The sequence below is a fragment of the Ezakiella massiliensis genome (assembly GCF_059862345.1).
Map to the genome: position 1 here is coordinate 431,036 of NZ_JCBCEO010000001.1, position 24,249 is coordinate 455,284.

The window sequence follows — 24,249 nt, forward strand, 5'->3', positions numbered from 1 at the left end:
CAACTAATATATTTTAATCCAATCATCTAGCTTGTTGATATTAAATAAATGAGCTTCTGCTTCTGCACCCACAAGCCAGTTATCCATAACTAGCTTATATTTGTTGTTAATTAAAGAAAACTCATCTCTAATATCTAAATCATTGCTAGAAAGGCTAACAACCTTTAAGTTAGAGCCTGTATTAACAATAGCAAGAGTTTTTTCCGGAGAAGCACTATAATCAACTGCCGAAGGATACAAGTACTTTATATCTTCCATGCTAAGAAAGCTCCTCCCCTCTTCTTCTTGTAAATAGTTTGGGTCTATCCTAGCATATACAGTTTCGCTCGCAATATCGCTATACAAATGTGTCCTTAATATCCAGTATCCATTTCTCCTAACAATGCCTACATTTGAAGGAATTATCGTATAGTCATCTTTTTTTAAGCTATTTATATCTAAGCTACCTTTTATTAAATTCATCCAATTATTTCCAAGAATATCAGTAATATCAAGCTTAGTTCTTAATCCATTTTTCTCTAAAGAATACGTCTCATATCTTTCCTTAAAAACATTATTTAAAAAGCTTTTATAATTTGTATTTAAACTAATCATGTATGGAGATGCATAATCAATGATTGATGTCTGTCTTAAAAAATATTTTTCAATATTTAAATCTTCTATTGGGTTTGTGATATATTTATTATTAAATCTAAATACCAAATAATCTGTATAAATTCCACCATCTAATACCTTTTTATCATTTATGTTTATATAACCATTAGATTTTGGAATAACAAGGCCATCCGTTAAAAATACATTGGTGGAATTATAATCACTATATAAAAATAAGGTAAAATATTTTCCAGACTCTTTTGAGTCATCTCTGAGTCCAATAAAGGCAGCGGTGGTCTTTAGTGGCTTATAAATTGGTTTAGCTTTGTAGTTTGATGTTTTCTTTCTTGCTATATCATATTCTTGATCATCTAATTGCTTTATAAATTGCAATTCATAAATATGATTTTGATAATATAAAAACTGCTTATTATTGTACTCAACAATTTCCCCTAAGGACCTGCCTTCATTTAGAACTGAAATAACAAACGCATAATCCATTACATCACTTATATTGAAAATCTTTTCATAGCTAACATTGTTGTAAATAAAATAATTAACTAAATTAACTCTCTTAGTTGCAAAGCTAATATCTTTAAATTCTTCTCCAAAAATAAGAGCTTTATCATCATGAAAAACAACGGATAAGTTATTGGGAATGTTTTCCTCCTTGCCAGAAAAAGATTCATAAGCTTTATCAACCCTAAACTTCCCTTGAAACTGAGGAGGATTAATCCTGCTTTCATTTTTACAAGCAAAAGAAAAGCATAATGATAATGCACATAAAAGTATAAAAATTTTATTTTCGTTCTTTTGGAAGATAGATTTCAAATTTGCTTCCCTCTCTCTTTTTGCTCTGTACCTTAATATATCCACCATGAAGGTTAACTATTTCATAAACAATTGATAAACCAATTCCGGCATGAGAATTTCTACTGTGGCCCCGATAAAACTTTTCAAAAATATGAGGGACATCATTTTCATCCATACCTTCCCCATCATCTGAAACAGTTACACAATAATGACCATCAGCCTCGTCTAATGTCACAGATATATTTCCCTCTGCTGATGTGAATTTAAAAGCATTGTCTAATAAGTTAATAAAAACTTGTCTAAGCCTATTTTCATCGCCTTTAAAATTTGCTTTGTTTAGCTTTGATATAAATGACAAATTTTTATTTTCTGTTATTGACCTCGGTGTAAATTGGCTAACAATACCCTCAAGATGTTCAATTAAATCAAAGTTAGTATTTAATAACTCAACCTTATTGTTTAGTAGCCTTGAAAAATCTAATAAATCATTTACCATGCCGGTTAATCTATCGGTTTCTTTTTCAATAATATTTAAACCTTCTTTTACAAGCTCGGGATCGGATGAGTCTGCATTTAAAGTATATGCCCAGCCCTTAATGCTTGTAAGAGGAGTCTTTAGTTCATGACTAACACTAGCAATAAATTCATTTTTAATTTCATCACGTTTATTGATTTCAGAAGCCATATACTTCATAGTTTCACCCAAGGTTACAGTTTCCCTCGAGCCCTTAATAACAATATCTTCAGAATAATTTCCACCGGCAAGCTTTGACGCATACTCTTTTAATTTGCCGAGTGGTCCAACTATTTTATTGGACATATAAAAAGAAATCGCTAAAGCTATTGCCAAAACAACAAATGAGAGTAAAATAAGTATTTTTTGAATATTTTTTATGGAATTTTCTGCATCGGTCATATCATATTGAAAAATTACAGTGCCTATATTATTGCCATGCAATTTTATTGGAAGCGCGACACTAACTAACTTGTTATCAGCATAATCAAAATTATCTATCGATGTAAAGTAACCGTTTCTTTCAATGCTTGACTCTATAGAATTGACATCAAATATATCATTTCTAATTCCCATTGTACTTAATATATTTTCGCCATCATTATTTAAAATTATAATATGCCCTGCATTGTACTCATAAATTGTCGACGCATCTTCAAGAACAACATTATCTAGGCCCTTGGAAAAATCTATATATCTGTACAAGTAGTTTAAATTTAACTCTGCTTGAGATTTTGCCTTTCTAGATGTATCCCTATAAAAATAATTTTTTACACTCAAAATAGTTGCTAAATCCAAAACTACAACAGTTAAGAGTATTAGCAACCCATAAGTTAAAACTAGGATACTTTTAAAACTTCTTTTCACTATCTATACCTGTAACCCACGCCCCATACAGTATTTAAATATTTTGGATTAGCAGGATCCTCCTCAATCTTTGATCTAATTCTTCTGATGTTAACGTCTACAATCTTTGATTCTCCAAAGAAATTATCTCCCCACACTTCGTCCAAGAGTTCGTCCCTTGTAAAAGCTTTTTCAGGATTTTTCATAAATAATTCCATTAAGGAAAACTCAGTTGGTGTAAGCTCAATTAACTCACCATTTTTTCTGAATTCGCGTTTTTCTTCGTTAAGATCAAAAACGTCATCACTTATATTTCTATATTCTGGTTCAACATCTACCCTTTTAGCAAGAGATTTTATTCTTAAAATAAGTTCGGTAGGATTAAATGGTTTAGTAATATAATCATCAGCACCAGCTTCAAGGCCATCAATTTTATCAAGGTCTTGAGATTTAGCAGTTAACATAATGATTCCAACTTCTTGATTCGTTTTTCTAACTTCTTTTGCAACTTCAATACCACTAATGCCGGGTAACATCACATCGAGTAAAATGCAATCATATACATTTTTACTTGCCATCTTTACGCCTTTTTCTCCAGTGTCAACATCGTCTACTAGCCATCCCTGTCTCTCAAGATTTATTTTAATAAATCTCCTGATAGCATCTTCGTCTTCAACAACTAAAATTTTGTACATCATAATAGTATTTCCTCCAATCTTCCAATTGATGTGTAAAATATAAATGTCTTTATTAGCTTATCTTTATATACTTTAGAAATTATATCCATATATGCTATGAGCTGGTCTTTGTAAATTTCATTATAAAAACTTATATCTTGACTTATCTCAACGGTTTTATAATCTACAATAAAAATCTCATTATCTTTAATCTCTAGTCGATCAATTACAGCATCAATATGTTTTTCGTCTATATCCATGCTTATATTTTTCTCGCAATATACATCTCCATCTCGACTATCAATAAAATCCGAGATATTATTTAAGTGCCTATTTATTTTCTCATAATCATAGATCTCTGCAATATTATACAAATCAATAAGCTCATTAACATTGATATTTTTATTCTCTTGATAGATTTCCGCAAAGTGATGGATAAAATTCCCAAATTCAATATCTGCAAACACATTATCCTCAGCTTGAGAAGGCTTAATTAATTTTTCTTCAATGCCAATTTTGGCTTTTGCTTGTATATTTTCTATAATTTTAAACTCACTAAAGATAGAATTCTGATCCTTGATTTCAAACTCTCTTGCATGGTTTTGATATGTGTCAAATATTGGAGCTAGCATTGCCGTATTATATATTTTTTCATTGGTAAGACAAATAATTCTATCTTTTGCTCTTGTTATGGCAACATACAAAAGCCTATTTTTTTCTGCATCCAAATCAGCTGCCTCTTGTCTTTTTACAAGCTGATAAGAGCCCAGGATATCACTAAGTTTTATATATAGAGTTTGATCGCTTATAAGAAATCTAGAAAACTTTTGTGAATTTCTATCTGATAGATTAGGCAAGATTATTACCTTATACTGAAGACCCTTGGCCTTATGTATAGTGGAAATTTTAATTGCGTTTTCTGAATCAGAATAAAAATCAACACTTCTTAATTCGTTATTACTTTGTAATTCAATTATAGCATATTTTAAATGTTTTTGCTCGTTTTCTACTGTCTTTTGTAAATAATTTTTAAATTCAATTAAATTATTTATTGCATCTATTCCCCATATTTTTTTACATTTTGCTAAAAAATCTTTTTCTATATATAAATAGTCTAAAAACTCAGTGATACTATGCGAAAAGAAATAATATTCTAAATCTTTAAAAATTTTAATACTATTATTGACTTCTTTTAAATGGCCACTATAATTATTAAAATCAAAATTTATATCTAATTTTGATAAAACCTTATCTGATAAATCAAAGAGCACACCCCTAAGTGCAGAGAAAACATTAAATTTATTTTGAGAATCAATAAATAAATTAATTAAAATAATGGCTTCTATAACCTCTGGCCTTTGGCCCAAGCTAACCTTATTATAATTTATATAAGGGATGCCTGCTAGGCTTAACATTTTTTCGATCTCATAGGCCTTGTTTGCGGTGGAAGTCAAAATCCCTATGTCTTTATAAGAATATCCGTCGCTAATTAATTGGTTTACAATATCTGATAAAGATTTAGTAGAAAATTTTTCCTTGTCAAAATACATTATCTCCGATGGATTATCTTTATCGTAAATCATATCTGAATATTCTGGCAAAACATCAGAAAAACTCTTGTTAACAAATTGAACAATGCCTTTTGAAGACCTGTAATTTGTATCTAATTCAATAACCAAGCCTCCCCGCTTTAAAATTTCATTTTCAAATTTATTTATATTTTTATAGTCGGCTCCTCTAAACCTATAAATACTTTGCTTTATATCTCCAACTACAAAAATATTATTTACCGTAAAATTATTAGTTAAAATATCAAAGAAACCCATTTGCAAAGGGCTGGTATCTTGAAATTCATCAATCATTATAAACTTATATCGGTCTTGTATAACCTGTAAATGTTCTTTCAGCAATAAAGTTGCATCGACGGTTATATCAGTAAAATCAAATAAGTATAATTCTCTCTTCCTTGCCTGAAATTTTTGATTTATATCATATAATAATTCTTTTGTCAGTGCATAAATTTCAGAATAATGATCATCCAGGTCCACAGAGGCGGCTTGAATTTCATATAAAATCTCAGTTTTTAATAAGCCGAGCTTCGTTAAGTCAATGAGGTCTTCAATTGTTAATACATAATCATCTCCTACCTCTAAGAAATGTTCATCCAGATATGTCCACAGTTTATTTTTTCTAGAGTAATACTCTCTTGATAAATCATATAATTTTCCATAGGTAAGCTTAGGTTTGCTTGAAGAAGGAGATTTTATTTTTCTGTAGTCTAAATCTCCATATATATTTCTAGAATTTATATACAGATATACTAAATCATCTACGATGGCGCTCATATCATAGCTATCGTTTAACTCTTGCAGAGTGACTATAAGATCCATATACTTTTGATCATCTTCCAATAAATCTTCTATAATTTCCTTGAGAGTTATATATATTTTATTTTCATCCATTAAATCAAATCCAATGTATTTATCTGGCAAATATTCTTCTACTAGTTTTTTAAAAAATGCATCAAAAGTAAAGATGTTTAGTTGAAAGTCTGTATCTGCCCCACTTTCGTTTAATCTGCTTACAATACGACTTTTCATTTCTTCAACAGCTTTATTGGTAAAAGTGATTGCAAGTATAGCTTCTTTTTCTTCTATTGTCACAGCCTTGTTAACCAAATTAATAAATCTTTCAGTTAAAACAGCCGTTTTACCCGCTCCAGCACCAGCTTTAACTAAAACATTTTGATCAATTGTATTAACAGCTAGCCTCTGTTTGTCATCTAATTTAATCATTCCAAAACCTCTTGCATAGATTCATATATTGGCAATATCTACAATTATTTTTATCATCTGTTTGAGAAATTACACCCTTATCCATTTGACAAGCAATTTCTTTAATTTTTTCTCCTGCTGCTTCCATTATTTTATTAAATGTACTTCCGTCATCATCAAAAAATATCTGGCTTTTTCTATTGCCATCATCAATATTTATATAAGCAATCTCTTTAATCTTATCTTTGTACTCGCCCATATAAACTGGGAACTGTAAAGCCTCGCCATCCTTGATTCTATTTTTAGATTTTATAGAAGAACTTGTTAGCTTGTAATCCAACAAAATATATTTATCATCAACTTTATCTACTCTGTCAATCCGGCCTCTAAAGGATATATCCTCTCCCTTTTCATCCTTAAAATAATTGTGGGTAAAATCTTGTTCTGTTGTTAAAACATCTCCAGGTGTATCTGCTTCATTAATAATTAAAGCTTTTAACTTATCTTTTACAATCCTGATTTCATATTCATCAATATCAGAATAATCTTTTAATGCCATCTCAAAAGTTGCCTCAAAGGAACCTTCTCTAAATTTCTTATCTTTGTTTATTGTGTAATACAGCCTCAAAACTTCATGGCTAAAGTTTCCAAGTTTGATATATGTCTCGTCAAAGTCCAAAGAAAACTCTTTGATGTAATCACAATAATATTTAAAGGGGCAATTCATATATGATTCAACTCTTGATGCTGATAATGTATTTTTTCTAAGATCTACAGCTGATAAATTATTATCCTCATTTATCTCATTATTTTTTCTAGATAAGTTTGCATGTGAATCTTTAAAATACGCTTTTTGTAAGTCAGTTATCTGGTATTCCCCTTTTGTAAATGCATAGTTTTTTAAATTAATTGTATCAAAATTAAGTGCCAGCATCTCTGACTTACTTATAACATTTTTTTCATAAGTGCAAAAAATAGTTTCTTTGGACTTGCTTATAATATTGCTTATACCGCCCTTTATTTCCTGACGTGTAAATTCGTCAGATGGCATAAAACTTTTGTCATCAAGCCCAATTTGAAAGATTAAATCATAATCTAATATAACTTCTACAGGATTTAGAACATGTATATTAGGCCTAAATTTCCTAGAGTGAAAATGAGATTTAAAAACATCTTCCATGTAATATTTAGGGTACTCAATTTTTAGGTCTTTTATTTTTCTAGATAACCTATCCAAAAAAACATCTGTGTCATAATTTAATTTAATCTCGTCAGTTAGCATTGAATTTAATTTATTCAATTGGTCACTAATGTTTACAAGAGTCAACTCTTCATCTTGCAAAAATTTACGCACTAAGTTTATATTATAAAAACATTCTTTTAGACCTACATTAGTATATATTCCATAATCTGCTAAAATATTGGCCACTTGATCTTGAACAGACTTTGACTCATTTAGTATACCTACTTTTATTTCTGGATTGGATTTAAATTCACTAATAATATCCTCAGCTATCTTGTATAATAGCGAATCCAGGTTATCTGCCAAATAGTGTTTAAACTTTGTATTTATAGTTCGTTCATCATCATAGGCAATTGTATAGACATTTTTTTTAACTTCTAATAGTTCGATGATCTCCATTTCTTTTACTGTTAAATACCTAGGCTTAATAAAAAATATTTTTTTATATTTGTCTAATTCACCTAAATAATTAGACTCTAAGATCATGTTAATAACTTGTGATTTATCATAATATCCATTTGAATTTAACATTCCAATATATCTATTGAATATATCTTGCTCATATGAATCGAGTTTAACGCCTCTAGCTACTTTTTCTTCAATCACATTATAAAGATCGTCGTTTCTAGAAATTTCTTTATCACCAGAAAATGCGAGCCCAAAATAATATCTTTTTAGAGATTCTTCAGCCAAATTTATAAAGTTTTTTCTAACAAATCTAATATAAAGCTCAGCGAAAGAAATTGTCTCGACATGAATTTGATTATAAGATAAATTTGCTAAAAATAATTTTTTTGATTGTACACTTGGTGTAATAATCAAAGTTTTATTTTCAGATTTTTCAATTTGATTAAGAAATTCATTTAGCGGTAAACTTTTCATTCTTAACCCTCATTATTCTTTCAAATCTTTCATTAATTTTATTATCATCAACTTTTTTCATAGCTTCAAAGATATTAGGAATTTTATTTAAATCATGACATATTAGTCCAATATCTCCACCAGCCTCAACAAACTTTATAAATCTTTCCTCTAAAGTCCCATAATCAGCGAGAGCATTCATGGTAAGATCATCAGATAAAATTAAACCCTTAAAATTATCCTCTCTTAATTTGCCAATCCAAACTTTAGAAAGACTTGCAGGCATATTATCAACAGCTGGCACCAGTATATGACCAATCATTACCCCATCAACAATATCCAAATTTTCTCTAAAGGGTATTAAGTCTGAATTTAATAACTCTTCATAGCTTTTATTTATAAGTGGAAGATTTTTGTGGGAATCTACTCGAGTAGCCCCGTGGCCTGGATAGTGTTTGGCAACTGATAAAAGTTTTTCTTTGTCCATAGCTTCAATTACTCCCCTGGCAAATTTGCTTACTGCATTATAATCGTTTGAAAATGCTCTATCACCAATAGCTCCACTTGCATTAGCTGGATTTGTATCCAGTACAGGCGCGAGAGGAGAATCAATGTGAAAAGTTTTTAATCTTTCGCTCAAATCTGAAATATATTGATCAGGACTGCTATTATTGGCATACCAATTAGCTGAATTCATTGGCTTATAGACAGCTTTTATCCTATCAACCTTGCCCCCCTCTTGGTCGACAAAGATAAGGGGATCTATATAATTTTTATTTTTATAATAATCTTTGATTGATTTATTTAGATTTGCCAACTGATCAGATGATTGAATATTTCTCTTAAACAAAATAATAGATCCGGGCTTATATTTATCAATAAAAGCTTTTAAATTATCATCTAATACGGTTGATTCAATTCCTACGCACATCAATTGACCAATTTTATCTTCCTTAGAGTATTTTTCCCTATTTTTCTCAAAATCTATTACGTGTTGTGTTTTGGGTTTGTTTTTCTCATTCTCCACAATTTCTTTTGATCCGCTCAACTTACTCTCATCAACTTTGCATCCTAAAAAAGAAAATATTAAGAAAAAAATTAATAATTTATTCATCTAACTTTTTATAAACCTCCATTAACTTTGATTTATACTTTGAAGTAAATTTCTTATTGGATAAATATTCCAAGTCTCCGTCCATCTTAGGCAAAATCATTTCAACACTTGCCAAAAGTTGGTGTTTTTTCATATCCAAAGACTCCAGTTTCCTATTTGCACTATAGCTTCCATACTTAGGGTCTCCTAAAATAGGATGCTTCAAATTTGCTAATTGTGCCCGTATCTGATGAGTTCTTCCAGTAATCAAATCTATTTCAACCAAAGAATATCTTTCACCAGTAATTATTGGCTTAACTTCACTCTGCATAAGTATTCCATCCTTTGATTTAACAATATTAGTTCGATTTTTCTTGTCATCTTTAACCATCCTATCTTCGAGTAAGCCATCATAAGTAAATTCACCCAGTACAATTGCATTATAGATTTTTTTGAAATCTCTTTCTCTAATTTTTTCGTTTATAGTTTTAAGTGCTTTTGCATTTTTCCCTACAATTACAAGCCCAGCTGTATTCCTATCCAATCTGTTGCACAGGGCTGGTATAAATGAGTTTTCCTCTCTTGGGTTATACTGACCACTTTCAATCAAATAAGCTATAACCCCATCAACTAAATTCTTTTCTCTATTATTGGTCGCAGAGTGTGATAATAAGCCATTTGCCTTATCAACTACTAAAATATTTTCGTCCTCATAAACTATATCTAAATTAATATGGGCATAAGTATTATCCTTTTTAGAAAATTTTTCAAAAGTTTCATCCGAAAAATAAATTGTAATCTCATCACCTTTTTTTAATATATCTGATGCATCCATTTTTTTATTATTATTTACAATATTCTTTTTTCTCATCATCTTCATAATAAAATTTTTATTAGCATTAGGTAAAAGCTTTGACAAAAACCTATCTGCCCTTTGGTCCTTATCATTTTCTCCTACAATTATTTTTTTCATTTTAATTACCCCTTTAAAAATCTTTCAATATCTGTTATAATTATAATACAAAAGTGAAATGTATACAAACGAGGTGTAAGATGACTAGAAAAGATAAAACAAAAGATTTATTATTTAATACAATTGACTATGTTGTAATGATTGTAATTATACTTGGAATAGTAGTTATACTGGGCCATAAATTTGAGCTCTTATTTAATAAGGGAAAAGTTGATAGTGAAGTTGCACAAACTGACGAAACTAATCCTGAAGTAAATATTACTAATGAAGATTTAAATAATAAGAACGATGAGAATACTGAAAATGCTGATAATAACTCAGCAGTTGATTCTAATACTAATCAAGATGAAAACGCCGAATCAACTGAAATAGATTTAACTGAAAATACAGAAGAAAATAATAATACAAATGAAACTGAAGAAAACAATAACGAAGATTCGAAACCTGCAGATACAACTCCTCAAGCTACAGGAGAAGAAGTTAAAATAACTATTCCACAAGGCACCTTGCCTGGTGGCATTGGCGAAATATTAGCAAGCCAAGGTCTTGTTTCAAGCAAAGAAGATTTCATAAATAAAGCTGTTGAACTTCAATTGGATAGAAAACTCAGATCTGGTGAGTTCACTTTCAAAAAAGGACAAAGCTTAGAAGAAATTATAAGAACTATTGCAAAGTAATTTAATATTAAAATAAAAATAGCGACCGATGGACTTATTCAAACCGTCGGTCGCTTTTATATTGCCATTTTTAATTTTATTAAAATACAGATTATTTAATATTAAAACTATATATTTATTCCATAGCCTTTCTAACGCAAGCTTCAATATCCAAAGTAAGTTGTCTTGATTTATCATAATCATCAGAATGCGAATATATATAAACCTTTATTTTTGGTTCTGTACCAGAAGGTCTTATACAGAGTTTTGCGTCTTTTAAATTATAAATCAAAGCGTTTGTGCGTAAATTTTCATCTTCGTGCTTTGAATAGTCAATTGTCTCTATAGAATTTAATCCGTCAATTCCATCTTGCCTAATTTTATCCATAACATTTTTCATCTTTTCATTTGGATCAAGTCCAGAAAATTCTATGGAGAAATTATTTGATAGATGATAACCAACAAATTTATATAGATAATCCAAAACATCTATGAGTGTTTGGCCCTGTTTAATATAATAATCAGCCATATCAGCTATAAAGAGACTGGCACTGATGCCATCCTTATCTCTAACAAGTGTTCCTATTTCATATCCAATAGATTCTTCATAACCCATCACGAATTCTTTGTCTCTTCCATCAAGGTCATTTGCAACTCTAGAAATATTTTTAAAGCCTGTAAGGGTCTCAACAACTTCATAATCGAATTTTTCAGCAATACTCTTGCCAAAATCATCTGTCACAATTGTTTTTACAACAACCCCCTTATCAAGCCCAAGGTCTTCCCTTCTTTTTACTATCCAATATACCAATAGAGCTCCAACCTGGTTGCCATTTAAAAATACATATTCACCCTTATCTTTGACGCAAATATTCATACGGTCTGCATCAGGATCTGTTGCTATAATAATATCCGCACCAACTTTTTCTGCTAATTTTTTAGGGATGTCAAAAGTGGATTCAACTTCTGGATTAGGATATGGTATACTTGTAAAATCAGGATCTGGATTTTTATGTTCTTCTGGTACATCAAAAGTGTAGCCTGCATCATTTAATATACGGCTTACAGGTTTTAAGCCTGTGCCATTATATGGTGAATAAACAATTTTTACCTTCCTAGCTTCATTTTTGTATAAGCTCTTATTTAATATACTTGAATAATAAACTTCAAATACTGAGTCGTCCACATATTTAATTTCAGAATCAGAAATGTAATCAAAAATACTTTCATAAGAAATATTTTTTGATGTTTCTTCAATAAAATTTGCATCATCATCAAGTATTTGGCTTCCACCTTTTTTATATACTTTTATTCCATTGTAAGCTTTTGGATTATGAGAAGCCGTAACCATTATACCAGCATCAGTATTATAATATCTTGTGACAAATGCCAGTTGAGGAGTCGCAATAATATGATTGTAAATATAATATTTAATATTAAAGTGCATCATTACTCTTGCAATCATATGAGCAAATTCATATGACATATGTCTTACATCATATCCAATTGCAATGCTTGGATTTTCATTGTTATTATGAAGAACCCATTTTGCAATTGCAATAGCGGATTTTAAAACCGTATACTCGTTCATTTTATTAGTACCAAGGCCTAAAACGCCACGCAAGCCTGCTGTACCAAAAGCTAAGTCATAACCAAAAGATGCCTCAATTTCCTCTTCTGTCATCGATTTTAGTTTTGCTTTGGTATCTTCATCTATTTCTTTCATTTCTAACCAAGTATTATAATCCTTAATCATATTGCCTCCTTAATATAAAATAAAACCACCTTGTACCACTTAATCAGTGATACAAAGTGGCTACACTTTGGCGGGAGTACGTGCGAATCGAACACACCAATGAAGCTCCGAACCCCATTCGCTGGTTTTGAAGACCAGAGGGCCCACCAGGACCCATCTACCCCCATATGAAAATTATTATACAATAACTTAATACTTTTTGCAAGTAAATCACTCTACAATTTAGATAAAGCTCTATGCACTGTTTTAAATAATTATATTTTAACAATTACTATAGAGCTTTATCATCTATTGTATAAATTATTTATTTTTTAAGACTTAATCTATTAAGTGCCCTTCTAAGAGCAGCTTCAGCCCTAAGAGCATCAATTTCATCTGCTGATTGTAATCTTCTTTCAGCTCTTTCTTTTGCGTCTTCAGCACGCGAAACATCAATCTCATCTGGCCACTCAGCAGCATTTGCTGCCATGGTTACAACATTATTTCTAACATCTATATAACCATCAGTAACAGCTGCCATTAAAACTTCTGAGCCCTGATATATTTTCATGTGATGAATTTTGGTTCTTGTAACAAAAGGACTCATATTTGCAAGTACTGCAAATTCCCCTTCAATTCCCTTTACAATTAGTTGATCAACCTTGCCTTCAAAAAATATCCTATCTGGAGTTACAATTTTTAAATCAAATTGCATCTTACTTACTCCTGTTTGCTTTTTCTACAGCTTCTTCAATTGTTCCAACAAACAAGAAAGCACTTTCAGGTAAATCATCATGCTTACCATCAAGTATTTCTTCAAAGCCCTTTATTGTTTCTGATAGCGGTACATATTTACCATCAATACCAGTAAAAGCTTCTGCTACAGTGAATGGTTGTGACAAGAATCTTTGAATTCTTCTAGCTCTAGCAACAGTAACCTTATCTTCATCACTCAATTCATCCATACCTAGAATTGCGATAATATCTTGCAATTCTTTGTATCTTTGTAGAATTTCTTGAACGCGTCTTGCAACTTCATAATGCTTTTCACCAACAATATTTGGATCCAAAATTCTACTTGATGAATCAAGCGGATCAACTGCTGGATATATACCTAACTCTGAAATTGACCTTGATAAAACTGTTGTCGCATCAAGGTGAGCAAAAGTTGTTGCAGGAGCAGGGTCAGTAAGGTCGTCTGCTGGGACGTATACAGCTTGTACAGATGTAATACTACCAGTCTTTGTAGATGTAATCCTTTCTTGTAATGCACCCATTTCAGTTGCAAGAGTAGGTTGATAACCTACAGCTGAAGGAATTCTTCCAAGTAGAGCTGATACTTCTGAACCAGCTTGTGTAAATCTATAAATATTATCGATAAATAACAAAACGTCTTGGTGCTTTTCGTCCCTAAAATATTCAGCCATAGTAAGACCTGTAAGAGCAACTCTCATACGAGCTCCAGGTGGTTCATTCATTTGGCCAAAAACAAGAGCAGTTTTATCAATAACTCCAGACTCTTTCATTTCATAGTAAAGGTCATTACCTTCTCTTGTTCTTTCACCAACACCTGCGAAAACTGATAATCCCCCGTGTTCTGTAGCGATGTTATTTATTAATTCTTGAATTAAAACTGTTTTACCTACACCAGCACCACCAAACAAACCAATCTTACCACCCTTTGAATATGGAGCGATAAGGTCAATAACCTTAATTCCTGTTTCAAAAATTTCTGTGGCTGGTTTTTGTTCGTCATATGCTGGAGGTTCTCTGTGTATAGGTGATTTCAAATCAGCTTTAATTTTCTTTTCATTGTCAATAGTCTCACCCAAAACATTAAAGAGTCTACCTAATGTTTTATCGCCAACTGGAACAGAAATTGGAGCTCCTGTATCTTCAGCTTCCATACCTCTTACAAGGCCATCTGTTGAATCCATAGCGATGGTTCTAACTGTATTGTTTCCGATATGCTGTGCAACTTCAACAACAAGAACATCTTCTCCAATTTTTATATTAATAGCATTTAGGAGATTTGGCATATCGTTTTCGAATTTAATGTCAACAACAGGTCCAATTACCTGTGTAATTCTTCCAATATTTTTACTCATTACTCCCCCTTAATTTAAAGCCTCAGCACCACTAACAATCTCTGTTAATTCCTGTGTGATACTGCCTTGTCTTGCACGATTATAATGCATACCTAATTCTTCTATCATTTCATCAGCGCTTTCTGAAGCATTCTTCATGGCTTGCATTCTAGCTGCTTGTTCACTTGCAGAGCTTTCAATCAGTGCTCCATATACAGCGATTTTAACAAACTCTTCAATAAGATAATCAAGCATGTACTCTGGTGATGGCTCGAATGTTATTAATTCTGTATCAACTTCTTTGTGTGATTCAATCTTATCAGCAGGTAGAAGTACAAGAGACATCGGCTTTTGAACTAAAGCGGATTGGAAGTGAGTGTAGAAAATTTTAACTGAATCCACTTCTCCAGCTTTAAAAGCATCAATTGCCATTTCAGAGATGAATTTTGCATCTCCAAATTCAATGTCTTCCATCATGTTACATTTTTTATAAATCTTATAGCCTTTCTTGTTAAAAAAGTCATAAGCCTTACCACCAATAGTGATTAATAGGTCATTTTCTTTATCAATGTTATCAATTGCATATCTTGCAATGTTACCACTATAACCACCAGCAAGTCCACGATCTGATGACACTATTATATGCATAGTGCTTTTTATTTCCCTTGTCCTAGTAAGAGGTGTCTTAACATCCTTTACAACTGATACAAGTTCAGAAATATTATCTGTAACCGTATTATAATACGGTCTAGTTGTTTCAAGTTTAATTCTTGTTCTTCTCATCTTAGAAGTGCTAACTAATTCCATGGCTTTGGTAATTTGTCTGATACTGGATACCGAATTTATTCTTCTTTTAATATCCTTCATTTTTGCTGCCATAATTCACCTCTAAAACTTATAAACAGATTTAAACTCATTAATTGCATCTATAATCTTGCTTTCTATTTCAGGAGTAATATCCTTAACCTCATCAAGTTCATTGACAAGATCAAGATGACTATCGTTAATATAACTTAAGAATTGAGATTCAAATTCCTTAACTTTTTCCACAGGAATATCTTTCAAAAAGCCCTTTGTGAGTGCAAACAAAATTAAAATTTGATTTGTTACAGGCATTGGAGAATATTGTGATTGCTTTAAAATTTCAAGAATTTTCATACCATTGTTAAGTCTATCTTGTGTGTCTTGATCAAGTTCACTTCCAAACTGTGCAAAAGCACTTAATTCTCTATATTGGGCAAGTTCAAGCTTAATACCACCTGAAACTTTTTTCATAGCCTTGTTTTGAGCGTTGCCACCTACACGAGAAACTGAAAGTCCAGCATTAACTGCAGGCCTTTGCCCTGAGAAGAACAGCTCAGTTTCAAGGAATATTTGTCCATCCGTAATGGAAATAACGTTTGTAGGAATGTATTGAGAAATATCGCCAGCTTGGGTTTCGATTATTGGTAGAGCAGTAATACTTCCTCCGCCATATTTGTCATCCATTCTAGCAGCTCTTTCAAGCAATCTTGAGTGAATATAGAAAACATCACCAGGATAAGCTTCACGTCCAGGTGGACGTCTCAATAATAGTGACATTGAACGATAAGCAACAGCATGCTTACTCAAGTCATCATAAATAATTAAAACATCCTTGCCTTGGCTCATAAATTCTTCAGCCATTGCAACACCAGCATATGGAGCGATATATTGAATAGGAGCAAGTTCACTTGCACTTGCACTAACAACAATTGTATAGTCCATGGCTCCATGTTTTTCAAGTGTTTCTACAATACCAGCAACCGTCGACATCTTTTGTCCAATTGCTACATAGATGCAGATTACATTTTCTTTCTTTTGGTTGATAATCGTATCTACAGCAATAGCAGTCTTACCTGTTTGTCTATCACCTATAATAAGTTCACGTTGCCCTCTTCCGATTGGAATAATTGAGTCGATGGTTTTAATACCAGTTTGTAAAGGAACAGAAACTGATTTTCTTTCAATAACACCTGGTGCTTTAGATTCTATTGGTCTAAATTTTTTTGCTTCAATAGTTCCCTTGCCGTCTATTGGTTGACCTAGAGGATTAACCACCCTTCCGATAAGATTGTCACCAACAGGAACTTCAACAATACGACCAGTTCTCTTAGCCTTCATACCTTCTTTAAGGGCGGATTCGCTACCCAATAATACGACACCAACATTGTCTTCTTCAAGGTTTTGAGCCATACCATAGATGCCATTTGCAAACTCTAAAAGCTCCCCTGCCATACAATTGTCAAGGCCGTACAAACGAGCAATACCATCCCCAACTTCAATTATGGTTCCAACTTCCAAAGTAGATATATCATCATCATACCTTTCAATCATCGATTTGATGATCGAGGTAATCTCTTCAGGTTTCATCATAATTTCACCTCTATCTTCTTTAATTTCTTTCTTAGTCTTTCAAAAGTTGCATCTAGCGATAAATCTAACAGCTCGCCATCGACAAGCACATCAAAGCCCATCAAAAGATTTGGGTCTATAGTTTCTTTAACGACAACTTTTTTACCCATGCTTTTTTCAATGCCGCCAACTATTTGATTGATTTGTTCGTCGCTTAATTTTTTTGCAGCTTTTATTTCCACTGTGACTTCATTTTTTTCTTGAGAAACAATATTGGAAAAATCTGTATAGCATTCTTCAATATGATTTTCACGGCCTTTCCTAACCAAAACTTTTAAAAAGTTTTTGAAAATTCTCTCCTGGCTTTCACAAATCTTGTCTATAAGCTCAATCTTATCCTTATCATCGATTATAGGATTTGAGAAAATATTCTTTAAATTTTCGGCCCTGTAAATTTCAATAAAGTCATCATATGCTTGTTTACAAACATCAATCTTATCTTGTTCTTTGGCAAGTTCAAATAAGCTATTTGCATAAACATTAGCTATTTTTGCCATTTTACTTCTCCTAGATCCTTAATTCTCTTATCAGTGAATTTTCTAGCGGTTTCAGGATTATGTTCAACATCAGATAAGTCTTTTGCTGTAAGAATTGCAAGATCAACAATCTCATCTTTAAGATTTGAAAATGCCTTTTGCTTCATTTCTTCAGCTTCTCTATTAGCACTTGCTATGATCCTGACCTTTTCTGATTCAGCCTCACTCTTTGCACTGGAAACGATTTTATCTGAATTATTTCTTGCATTTGCAAGGATATCTCTAGCTTCATTGTTAGCTTCTTCGATTCTAGATGCGTAATCATTTCTCAATTCTTCAGCTTCTAACTTTAAATTTTCAGCTGATTTGATATTTTCTTCAATATGGGCCTTTCTCTTATTTAAAAATTCAGTAACAGGTTTAAACAAGAGATGTCTTAATCCTAAATACAGAATTAATGTTGTAATTAAAGTAACAGAAAAATTAAGAAGATCGGGAAATACATTAATAGTAATATCCATATCTATCTTATGTTCCTAAATTTATAGTCCAGCTAGTAATGGTCTTACGAACATTAAAATTAGAGCAACAACAAGTGAATAAATACCAGTTGTTTCAGAAACTGCTTGACCTAAAAGCATTGTTTGCATGATATCACTCTTTGCTTCTGGTTGTCTACCAACAGCTTCAGCACCTTTACCTGCTGCAAAACCTTGACCAATACCAGGTCCTAAACCTGCGATCATTGCTAAGCCAATACCGATAGCTGAGCAACCAAGTACAAATGCTTCGTTTGAAATTCCGTTCATAATAATTCTCCTCTCAAAATTAATTTTCTTCTGGAAATACATTTCCAATATAAACCATGGTTAACATGGTAAAAATAAATGCTTGTAATAATCCAGAAAACACGTCAAAGTATGCGTGTAAAACTGCACTTAGCGGTACAAGCGCAAGACTTATTTTGCTGAGCGCTGAGTGCACCAATTCCATAATAATCATACCACTTAAAATGTTACCAAAAAGACGGAAACTTAAGCTGATCGGGGTTGCAATTTCACCCATTAGATTAATCGGAAATAAAACTGGCATTGGTTCAAAATACCCTTTCAGGTAATTTCCAAAGCCATTTGACTTTATACTGAAAAAATGAATCTGTACAAAAGTCATTAAAGCGAGTGTGCCAGTAACATTATAATCACTTGTTGGCGGTGTAAGCCCTAATAGGCCCAAAAGGTTTGCAAAAATTAAGAACAATAATATTGTTCCCATATAAGGCACAAATCCACGCCTAGCCACACCCATTGTTTGATCAACAAGACTTGTTACAGCCTCTACAAATATTTCCATTAAATGCAAAAGTCCACTTGGCTTTTTTGTAGGGTCAGCTTTTTCAGCTGCCCTTTTTACAAAAAATCCAAAAATTAAAAGTGCTATAGTGACTAATACGGCATTAAATACAGAGTCGTGTAAGTGGTATTGGCTGCCGCCAATATTGAAATATATTCCTTTTTCCACTAAATCCTCCTCTCAATGCTTATTTATTTTAAAGTAGCGTAAATAACTGCTTTAATTGTATGCATTCTGTTTTCTGCTTCATCAAAAACTTTACTTCTTGATGATTCAAAAACTTCGTTTGTTACTTCCATTTCCTTTAAGCCAAATTTTTCGTGAATATCTTGGCCAATGGTTGTTTTTAAGTCGTGGAAACTTGGTAAGCAGTGCATAAAGATTGCATCTTCAGCTGCATTTTCCATAGCTTCTTTGTTTACTTGATATGGTTTTAAAAGTTTAATTCTTTCTTCCCATACTTCATCAGGCTCACCCATGGATACCCAGATATCTGTATACAATACATGAGCTCCCTTTGTACCTTCTTTGACATCTTCTGTCAAAGTGATTGTAGAACCATTTTCTTTAGCAATTTTCTTTGCTTCTTCAACAAGCCATTCTTCTGGGAATAAATGTGATGGTGCACATGCTGTAAAATTGACTCCCATTTTTGCACAAGCAATCATGAGTGAATTTGCTACATTGTTTCTAGCATCACCCATGTAAGTAAAGTTGATTCCTTTTAGTCTTCCAAAATTTTCTTCGATTGTGAGTAAGTCAGCAATCATTTGAGTTGGATGGAATAAATCTGTAAGTCCGTTATATACAGGAACTCCAGCATAATCACTTAGTGTTTGTACTAAATCTTGTGAGAAACCACGGTATTCGATAGCGTCATATAATCTACCAAGTACTCTTGCGGTATCTTCAATAGATTCTTTCTTGCCCATTTGTGAGCTGCCTGGATCAAGATAGGTAACTCCCATTCCCAAATCGTAGCCAGCCACTTCAAATGAACAACGTGTTCTTGTAGATGTCTTTTCAAATAGCAAAACCATGTTTTTGCCTTGCAGATATTTGTGGTCAACACCATTCATCTTCATGTTTTTAAAGTTCTTGCTCAAGTCTAGCAAGTATCTGATTTCTTGACTTGAAAAATCAAGTAGTTTTAGGAAACTTTTTCCTCTTAAATTTACTCCCATAATTCACTCCTTATTTTATTTAATGGTTTTAATCCATCTTCTAATATGATATAATATAAATGTTAAAAATGCAAGTAGAAAGGGGCAAAAATGAAACACTTAAAATACTTAACTTTTATCACTCAGCTAGGGTTAAATTTAGTAACATCTATTCTCTTAGGATGCCTAGTTGGCTACCTTCTAGATAAGCTTTTTAAATTAAATAATATATTTTTTATAATCTTTATGATATTTGGAATTATTTCGGGCTTTGCAAGCGCCTATTTAAACATAAAAAAAATAATCGATAAGGACAATAAAAAAACAGGTGAAGATGATGAATAATTTTTTATTTCAATATATTAAAACATCGTTTATAATATCCGCCATTATCTCCCCTGTTTATTTGTTTTTTGAAAATCCCCTTCCGCTAATAATTGGCACATTTTTTGGCACGGCAATTAGGTGTTTGCTTTTTAAACTTTCCGCACTCGATTTGGATAAGACTTTAAATAAAGATCCTGAAAAAGCCAAGTCCTCTGCTAAATTAAATTATGTTAAAAGATTTATTTTTTATGGTTTAGCTCTAACAGTAGCCCACTTTTCCCTTTATTTAAATATATATACTTGTGCCATAGGGCTCTTAACCCTATCTTGGGCAATTTATATTTTAAACTTCATAGATATCTACAAATCTAAAAAATCCAATTAAAAGTGATTCCACTAATATTCTGGGGTCATTTTTTTTGCTTTTAATTATCAGATCTGCTTGCTTGGCCAATTTTAAACCAAGCTTTAATTCATCTGCCTTATATTTATTTATACTTGCCCTGATTTTTTTATATTCAAATGGTGATATGCCAATTCTTTTAGTGGCTTCATATTGGCTTGAACCAAGCTCTTTGTATACCTTATTCATATTGATAATTTGCCTAGTAATCATATATAAAATCCTTACAGGTTCTTCGTTGGTTTTAAATAAATTATCAATCTGCCTAAAGGCTTCTTTTTCATTTCTTTCGTTAATTGCATCCGTGAGTTTAAATATATTTGAGCTTGGGCTCTTGCTAGTCAGTTCTTCTATATCTGCAATAGTTATTTTTTGTTTTTGTGTAGAGAAAAGTTTATTAAGTTCACTGTCAACAAAATATAAGGAATTATTCTGATTTTCCTTTGTGTAATTTATGTGCATCAAAAATAGCGATAAAGCATCGTCGTCAATATCCACATTATTTTGCTCTATCTTTCTGCCCACCCAATTTTTTAATTGGCTTTCGCTTACAGTATTAAACTCTACAATGGAATCAGCTTTTGATAAAAACTTATAAAAATTCGTAGTTTTTTTAATATTGTTTGGAGTAAACATAAAAATTACAATTGAGCTTGATCCAAGCTTAATTAAATCTTCTATTTTACCAGCCAAATCTTTTGTCTGGGCATCAGAAATGTCCTTAACAACAGTGAGTCTCTTTTCTGCCATTAGTGGAAGTTGGTAGGCAGACTCTAAAATATCATTTACACTTTGCTTGCTAGCATCAATTAACAAGTAGTTCATAGATTCCAAAGATGGGTCTACATAAGCCTCTTTTACGAGTTCCAACGTATTGTCAGCTAAAAAAGTTTCCTCACCAACAAAAGCATATGGACCCCCTATCATGTTTTTCTTTATCCTATTTATAAATATTGAATAGTCCATCTTTCCTCCCTATATAAAACCAAAATCATAGAGACCAATACCTGCAAATAAATTATTATGATAGTCATTATACTATTTTTGCCATTGTAAGTATATATTTTAAAATCATTGAGGTCGAAAGTAATGAGACCGTCTAAATCTGTCCTATAAATATTTATTCCCCTTTTCTTGTACCTGTCTATAACTTCCTTATGGGGATGACCAAATTTATTTTTCTTACCAAGGCTAATAACAACATTTTTAGGGCTTACAGCATTTAAAATTTCATCACTCGAAGAAGTTTTAGACCCATGATGAGGTGCTTTTATGATATAAGTTTTTGGAAATCTGGCTGATATTTTTTGTTCAGCTTCTTCCTCTATATCTCCGGTAAATAAAACTAGGTTTTTATTTTTCTTTCTAAAGACCGCCACAATTGACCTGTCATTTTCATTTATCAAGTCCTGGTTTCCTCCAATAAAATTTATCGAATAGTCTTTGCCCAAATTAAAACTAGCATCCTCTCTTACTTCTCTCGGCTTTAATTTTTCAAGTTTGTCTTTAAAATCACCTTGGTCATCATCAGCTTCGTACTTATGGTTAACGATGACGTGTTTAATCTTTATATCGTCGCTCAATTCAGTGAAGCCACCTGCGTGGTCATAATCATAATGACTTATAAATGCGTAATCTATTTTTCTTCGACCAGTTTTTATTAAATATGGCTCAATAATATTTTTACCAACAGCCCCCTGATTTCTGGGATTACCTCCCGAGTCTATCATAATATTCTTTTTTCCAATACTTATAAGTGCTGCGTCACCTTGCCCAACATCTAAAAACTCAACCCTATCTTGATTTTTAAAGTTCATAGGATTTGGTATTGAAAGAATTAGAACCATAATAAAAAGAGTCTTGTAATCAAGTTTTACCAATCTAAGTTTATTATAAAATATAATCCCGAGTAAAATCAAATAATAAATTACTATGATTATTTTATCCGGAGACTCAAATATAGCTATCAAATAGCTTTTATTAAAAATTCCCGTAATAGTATCTAAAAACTTGCTCATATTATTTATTGCAAAAGCAAGACCAAATGCCAAAAACTTTATTTTAGAAAATAATAGCAAACAAACTGATAAAATTAAATACAAGCTGAAGATTGGAACCAATAATATATTTATAAATACAGTTAATATATTTACCTTGTTAAAATAATAAATTACTATTGGCAAGGTTGCAATTTGTATTGAAATATTTAAAAGCAAGGCCGTTTTAAAATAATAGGCCAAAGTCTTCTCATACTTTATATTTCTAGCAAATCTACTATAAATAAAAATAATTCCAAACATACAAGCGTAGGAAAGCAAAAATCCAATTGAATAAATATAATATGGGTTTATAAACAGGCTCGCAAGAGCTGCTATTAATAATGCGTCTTTAGTTTCTAGACTTGGTCTGTAGAGCCTCTTGTATATTAATACATATATCATTATCGTTGCACGAATTAGCGATGGAGTAAAGCCTACAACCAGGCAATATAAAAATATTACAAGAGCCGAAAGATAACTTCTGGCTTTTATTTTCATGCCTGTTAAAGAGAATATAAAAAATATAAACGAAAATATTAGTCCTAAATGCAAACCTGAAACAGATAATATATGACTTAGGCCTATTGCCATTATATTTTGTAAAATAGGAGTATCTTCTCTATATCTTAATGTTAGTCCTTTTGAGATTGTACTGGCATTTTCATATAAGTATTTATCATAAACTCCTGCCGCCCAGACTCTTATATTTTCAAACTTACTAAGCCAAGACTGACCATTATAAGAAAGATCTGCATCCGAAAGTTTATAAGAAATACCATTTGAATAATAATAGTTTCTGGCGTCAAAAAGAAAAGGCATGGTTCTTCTATTATGCACCTCAAGTCTTCCCTGATATTTTACTTTGTCTCCCCTATTTAATTCTTTGCTAACATCGTAAGCATAGACTTTAGATAAGCCACTGCGTATAGTTATTCTGTTATAATCATCAAATGTTCTTACATCTGTCACGATGCCATCTGTATCAACAATTTTATTTTTATTAAATGAATTAAATCTTAAGAAGCTATTGGTAAAAGCCAATATCATTACCATAAGCAAAATCAAAGCTCTCTTATTAGATATCCTGTTCTTCTTAAAATATATATATGTAAATAAAATAAAGATAGGAATTATAAAATAAAATTCTCTTGCAAATATTCCCATTAATAAAAATAAAAGTAAGTCTGCCATT

22 protein-coding genes and 1 tRNA gene are annotated in these 24,249 nt (G+C 31.7%); 3 read left to right on the forward strand and 20 right to left on the reverse strand.

All coding sequences use genetic code 11. From position 1 onward, the window contains the following. Positions 1–3: 3 nt before the first annotated feature. Genes AC6FXG_RS02035 through AC6FXG_RS02065 form a run of 7 tightly spaced genes read right to left on the reverse strand, consistent with a single transcriptional unit; the run spans position 4 to position 10,388 of the window. Positions 4–1,473: a hypothetical protein gene (locus AC6FXG_RS02035; protein WP_500571351.1), complete on the reverse strand. Its 1,470-nt coding sequence runs from the start codon at positions 1,471–1,473 to the stop codon at positions 4–6. Further along, entirely contained in the window at positions 1,394–2,788 is a 1,395-nt protein-coding gene (locus AC6FXG_RS02040; protein ID WP_075573580.1) for a sensor histidine kinase, read from the reverse strand. Before AC6FXG_RS02040 ends, AC6FXG_RS02035 begins: the two co-directional genes overlap by 80 nt. After that, positions 2,788–3,465 (reverse strand): response regulator transcription factor, encoded by a 678-nt coding sequence (locus AC6FXG_RS02045; protein WP_075573579.1) that lies wholly within the window; start codon positions 3,463–3,465, stop codon positions 2,788–2,790. The genes AC6FXG_RS02040 and AC6FXG_RS02045 overlap by 1 nt, the downstream gene beginning before the upstream one ends. Further along, positions 3,462–6,239, reverse strand: coding sequence for a UvrD-helicase domain-containing protein (locus AC6FXG_RS02050; protein ID WP_500571352.1), 2,778 nt, complete (start codon positions 6,237–6,239; stop codon positions 3,462–3,464). Before AC6FXG_RS02050 ends, AC6FXG_RS02045 begins: the two co-directional genes overlap by 4 nt. Next, positions 6,232–8,343, reverse strand: a complete 2,112-nt coding sequence (locus tag AC6FXG_RS02055; protein WP_500571353.1) for a RecB family exonuclease — start codon at positions 8,341–8,343, stop codon at positions 6,232–6,234. Before AC6FXG_RS02055 ends, AC6FXG_RS02050 begins: the two co-directional genes overlap by 8 nt. Beyond that, complete coding sequence (nagZ, locus tag AC6FXG_RS02060; RefSeq protein WP_500571354.1) at positions 8,321–9,436, reverse strand: beta-N-acetylhexosaminidase; 1,116 nt, start codon at positions 9,434–9,436, stop codon at positions 8,321–8,323. Before nagZ ends, AC6FXG_RS02055 begins: the two co-directional genes overlap by 23 nt. Then, positions 9,429–10,388, reverse strand: coding sequence for an RluA family pseudouridine synthase (locus AC6FXG_RS02065; protein WP_500571355.1), 960 nt, complete (start codon positions 10,386–10,388; stop codon positions 9,429–9,431). The genes nagZ and AC6FXG_RS02065 overlap by 8 nt, the downstream gene beginning before the upstream one ends. A gap of 80 nt (positions 10,389–10,468) precedes the next feature. Here AC6FXG_RS02065 and AC6FXG_RS02070 point away from each other — a divergent pair, with 80 nt between their 5' ends. Next, a complete protein-coding gene (locus AC6FXG_RS02070; RefSeq protein WP_075573574.1) occupies positions 10,469–11,065 on the forward strand; it encodes an MltG/YceG/YrrL family protein in 597 nt (198 codons plus the stop codon). A 115-nt stretch (positions 11,066–11,180) separates the two neighbouring features. Here the strand turns inward: AC6FXG_RS02070 and AC6FXG_RS02075 are convergent, their stop codons facing one another. From AC6FXG_RS02075 to argF, 11 genes are all read right to left on the reverse strand, one after another. Continuing rightward, on the reverse strand, positions 11,181–12,800 hold the full coding sequence (locus AC6FXG_RS02075) for a phospho-sugar mutase (protein ID WP_500571356.1): 1,620 nt from the start codon (positions 12,798–12,800) through the stop codon (positions 11,181–11,183). Positions 12,801–12,868: 68 nt separating this feature from the next. Then, positions 12,869–12,965, reverse strand: a tRNA-Sec gene (locus AC6FXG_RS02080). Between the two features lie 139 nt (positions 12,966–13,104). Then, on the reverse strand, positions 13,105–13,494 hold the full coding sequence (gene atpC / locus AC6FXG_RS02085) for an ATP synthase F1 subunit epsilon (protein ID WP_500571357.1): 390 nt from the start codon (positions 13,492–13,494) through the stop codon (positions 13,105–13,107). A 1-nt stretch (position 13,495) separates the two neighbouring features. Continuing rightward, positions 13,496–14,887, reverse strand: coding sequence for a F0F1 ATP synthase subunit beta (gene atpD / locus AC6FXG_RS02090; RefSeq protein ID WP_500571358.1), 1,392 nt, complete (start codon positions 14,885–14,887; stop codon positions 13,496–13,498). A 9-nt stretch (positions 14,888–14,896) separates the two neighbouring features. Then, positions 14,897–15,745 (reverse strand): ATP synthase F1 subunit gamma, encoded by an 849-nt coding sequence (atpG, locus tag AC6FXG_RS02095; RefSeq protein ID WP_075573570.1) that lies wholly within the window; start codon positions 15,743–15,745, stop codon positions 14,897–14,899. Positions 15,746–15,754: 9 nt separating this feature from the next. Beyond that, the gene (gene atpA / locus AC6FXG_RS02100; protein ID WP_500571508.1) at positions 15,755–17,263 is read right to left on the reverse strand and encodes a F0F1 ATP synthase subunit alpha; all 1,509 of its coding nucleotides are present in this window, start codon (positions 17,261–17,263) and stop codon (positions 15,755–15,757) included. Next, positions 17,257–17,796, reverse strand: coding sequence for an ATP synthase F1 subunit delta (gene atpH / locus AC6FXG_RS02105; protein ID WP_500571359.1), 540 nt, complete (start codon positions 17,794–17,796; stop codon positions 17,257–17,259). The genes atpA and atpH overlap by 7 nt, the downstream gene beginning before the upstream one ends. After that, entirely contained in the window at positions 17,784–18,296 is a 513-nt protein-coding gene (gene atpF / locus AC6FXG_RS02110; RefSeq protein WP_500571360.1) for a F0F1 ATP synthase subunit B, read from the reverse strand. Before atpF ends, atpH begins: the two co-directional genes overlap by 13 nt. 21 nt (positions 18,297–18,317) lie before the next feature. Beyond that, the gene (gene atpE / locus AC6FXG_RS02115) at positions 18,318–18,584 is read right to left on the reverse strand and encodes an ATP synthase F0 subunit C (protein ID WP_075573566.1); all 267 of its coding nucleotides are present in this window, start codon (positions 18,582–18,584) and stop codon (positions 18,318–18,320) included. A gap of 19 nt (positions 18,585–18,603) precedes the next feature. Beyond that, the gene (atpB, locus tag AC6FXG_RS02120; protein WP_500571361.1) at positions 18,604–19,293 is read right to left on the reverse strand and encodes a F0F1 ATP synthase subunit A; all 690 of its coding nucleotides are present in this window, start codon (positions 19,291–19,293) and stop codon (positions 18,604–18,606) included. Between the two features lie 23 nt (positions 19,294–19,316). Further along, the gene (gene argF / locus AC6FXG_RS02125; protein WP_500571362.1) at positions 19,317–20,309 is read right to left on the reverse strand and encodes an ornithine carbamoyltransferase; all 993 of its coding nucleotides are present in this window, start codon (positions 20,307–20,309) and stop codon (positions 19,317–19,319) included. A 90-nt stretch (positions 20,310–20,399) separates the two neighbouring features. Here argF and AC6FXG_RS02130 point away from each other — a divergent pair, with 90 nt between their 5' ends. Together AC6FXG_RS02130 and AC6FXG_RS02135 are read left to right on the forward strand one after the other, a co-directional pair. Next, complete coding sequence (locus AC6FXG_RS02130; protein ID WP_075573563.1) at positions 20,400–20,633, forward strand: AtpZ/AtpI family protein; 234 nt, start codon at positions 20,400–20,402, stop codon at positions 20,631–20,633. Then, positions 20,626–21,000 carry an ATP synthase subunit I gene (locus AC6FXG_RS02135; protein ID WP_500571363.1) on the forward strand — a complete coding sequence of 125 codons (375 nt, stop codon included), beginning with the start codon at positions 20,626–20,628 and terminating at the stop codon, positions 20,998–21,000. Before AC6FXG_RS02130 ends, AC6FXG_RS02135 begins: the two co-directional genes overlap by 8 nt. On the opposite strand, the gene holA is transcribed toward AC6FXG_RS02135, so the two are convergent. Continuing rightward, complete coding sequence (gene holA / locus AC6FXG_RS02140; RefSeq protein WP_500571364.1) at positions 20,959–21,984, reverse strand: DNA polymerase III subunit delta; 1,026 nt, start codon at positions 21,982–21,984, stop codon at positions 20,959–20,961. The two genes, AC6FXG_RS02135 and holA, sit on opposite strands and share 42 nt — an antisense overlap. Then, entirely contained in the window at positions 21,963–24,248 is a 2,286-nt protein-coding gene (locus tag AC6FXG_RS02145; protein ID WP_500571365.1) for a DNA internalization-related competence protein ComEC/Rec2, read from the reverse strand. The genes holA and AC6FXG_RS02145 overlap by 22 nt, the downstream gene beginning before the upstream one ends. Position 24,249: the final 1 nt, after the last annotated feature.

What these genes read in the sequence shown, in the direction of transcription:
- AC6FXG_RS02035 (WP_500571351.1), bottom strand. Translation starts at nt 1,473, where the DNA reads ATGGTGGATATATTAAGGTACAGAGCAAAAAGAGAGAGGGAAGCAAAT.
- AC6FXG_RS02045 (WP_075573579.1), bottom strand. Translation starts at nt 3,465, where the DNA reads ATGATGTACAAAATTTTAGTTGTTGAAGACGAAGATGCTATCAGGAGA.
- AC6FXG_RS02050 (WP_500571352.1), bottom strand. Translation starts at nt 6,239, where the DNA reads ATGATTAAATTAGATGACAAACAGAGGCTAGCTGTTAATACAATTGAT.
- AC6FXG_RS02055 (WP_500571353.1), bottom strand. Translation starts at nt 8,343, where the DNA reads ATGAAAAGTTTACCGCTAAATGAATTTCTTAATCAAATTGAAAAATCT.
- nagZ (WP_500571354.1), bottom strand. Translation starts at nt 9,436, where the DNA reads ATGAATAAATTATTAATTTTTTTCTTAATATTTTCTTTTTTAGGATGC.
- AC6FXG_RS02065 (WP_500571355.1), bottom strand. Translation starts at nt 10,388, where the DNA reads ATGAAAAAAATAATTGTAGGAGAAAATGATAAGGACCAAAGGGCAGAT.
- AC6FXG_RS02070 (WP_075573574.1), top strand. Translation starts at nt 10,469, where the DNA reads ATGACTAGAAAAGATAAAACAAAAGATTTATTATTTAATACAATTGAC.
- AC6FXG_RS02075 (WP_500571356.1), bottom strand. Translation starts at nt 12,800, where the DNA reads ATGATTAAGGATTATAATACTTGGTTAGAAATGAAAGAAATAGATGAA.
- atpC (WP_500571357.1), bottom strand. Translation starts at nt 13,494, where the DNA reads ATGCAATTTGATTTAAAAATTGTAACTCCAGATAGGATATTTTTTGAA.
- atpD (WP_500571358.1), bottom strand. Translation starts at nt 14,887, where the DNA reads ATGAGTAAAAATATTGGAAGAATTACACAGGTAATTGGACCTGTTGTT.
- atpG (WP_075573570.1), bottom strand. Translation starts at nt 15,745, where the DNA reads ATGGCAGCAAAAATGAAGGATATTAAAAGAAGAATAAATTCGGTATCC.
- atpH (WP_500571359.1), bottom strand. Translation starts at nt 17,796, where the DNA reads ATGGCAAAAATAGCTAATGTTTATGCAAATAGCTTATTTGAACTTGCC.
- atpF (WP_500571360.1), bottom strand. Translation starts at nt 18,296, where the DNA reads ATGGATATTACTATTAATGTATTTCCCGATCTTCTTAATTTTTCTGTT.
- atpE (WP_075573566.1), bottom strand. Translation starts at nt 18,584, where the DNA reads ATGAACGGAATTTCAAACGAAGCATTTGTACTTGGTTGCTCAGCTATC.
- argF (WP_500571362.1), bottom strand. Translation starts at nt 20,309, where the DNA reads ATGGGAGTAAATTTAAGAGGAAAAAGTTTCCTAAAACTACTTGATTTT.
- AC6FXG_RS02130 (WP_075573563.1), top strand. Translation starts at nt 20,400, where the DNA reads ATGAAACACTTAAAATACTTAACTTTTATCACTCAGCTAGGGTTAAAT.
- AC6FXG_RS02135 (WP_500571363.1), top strand. Translation starts at nt 20,626, where the DNA reads ATGAATAATTTTTTATTTCAATATATTAAAACATCGTTTATAATATCC.
- holA (WP_500571364.1), bottom strand. Translation starts at nt 21,984, where the DNA reads ATGGACTATTCAATATTTATAAATAGGATAAAGAAAAACATGATAGGG.
- AC6FXG_RS02145 (WP_500571365.1), bottom strand. Translation starts at nt 24,248, where the DNA reads ATGGCAGACTTACTTTTATTTTTATTAATGGGAATATTTGCAAGAGAA.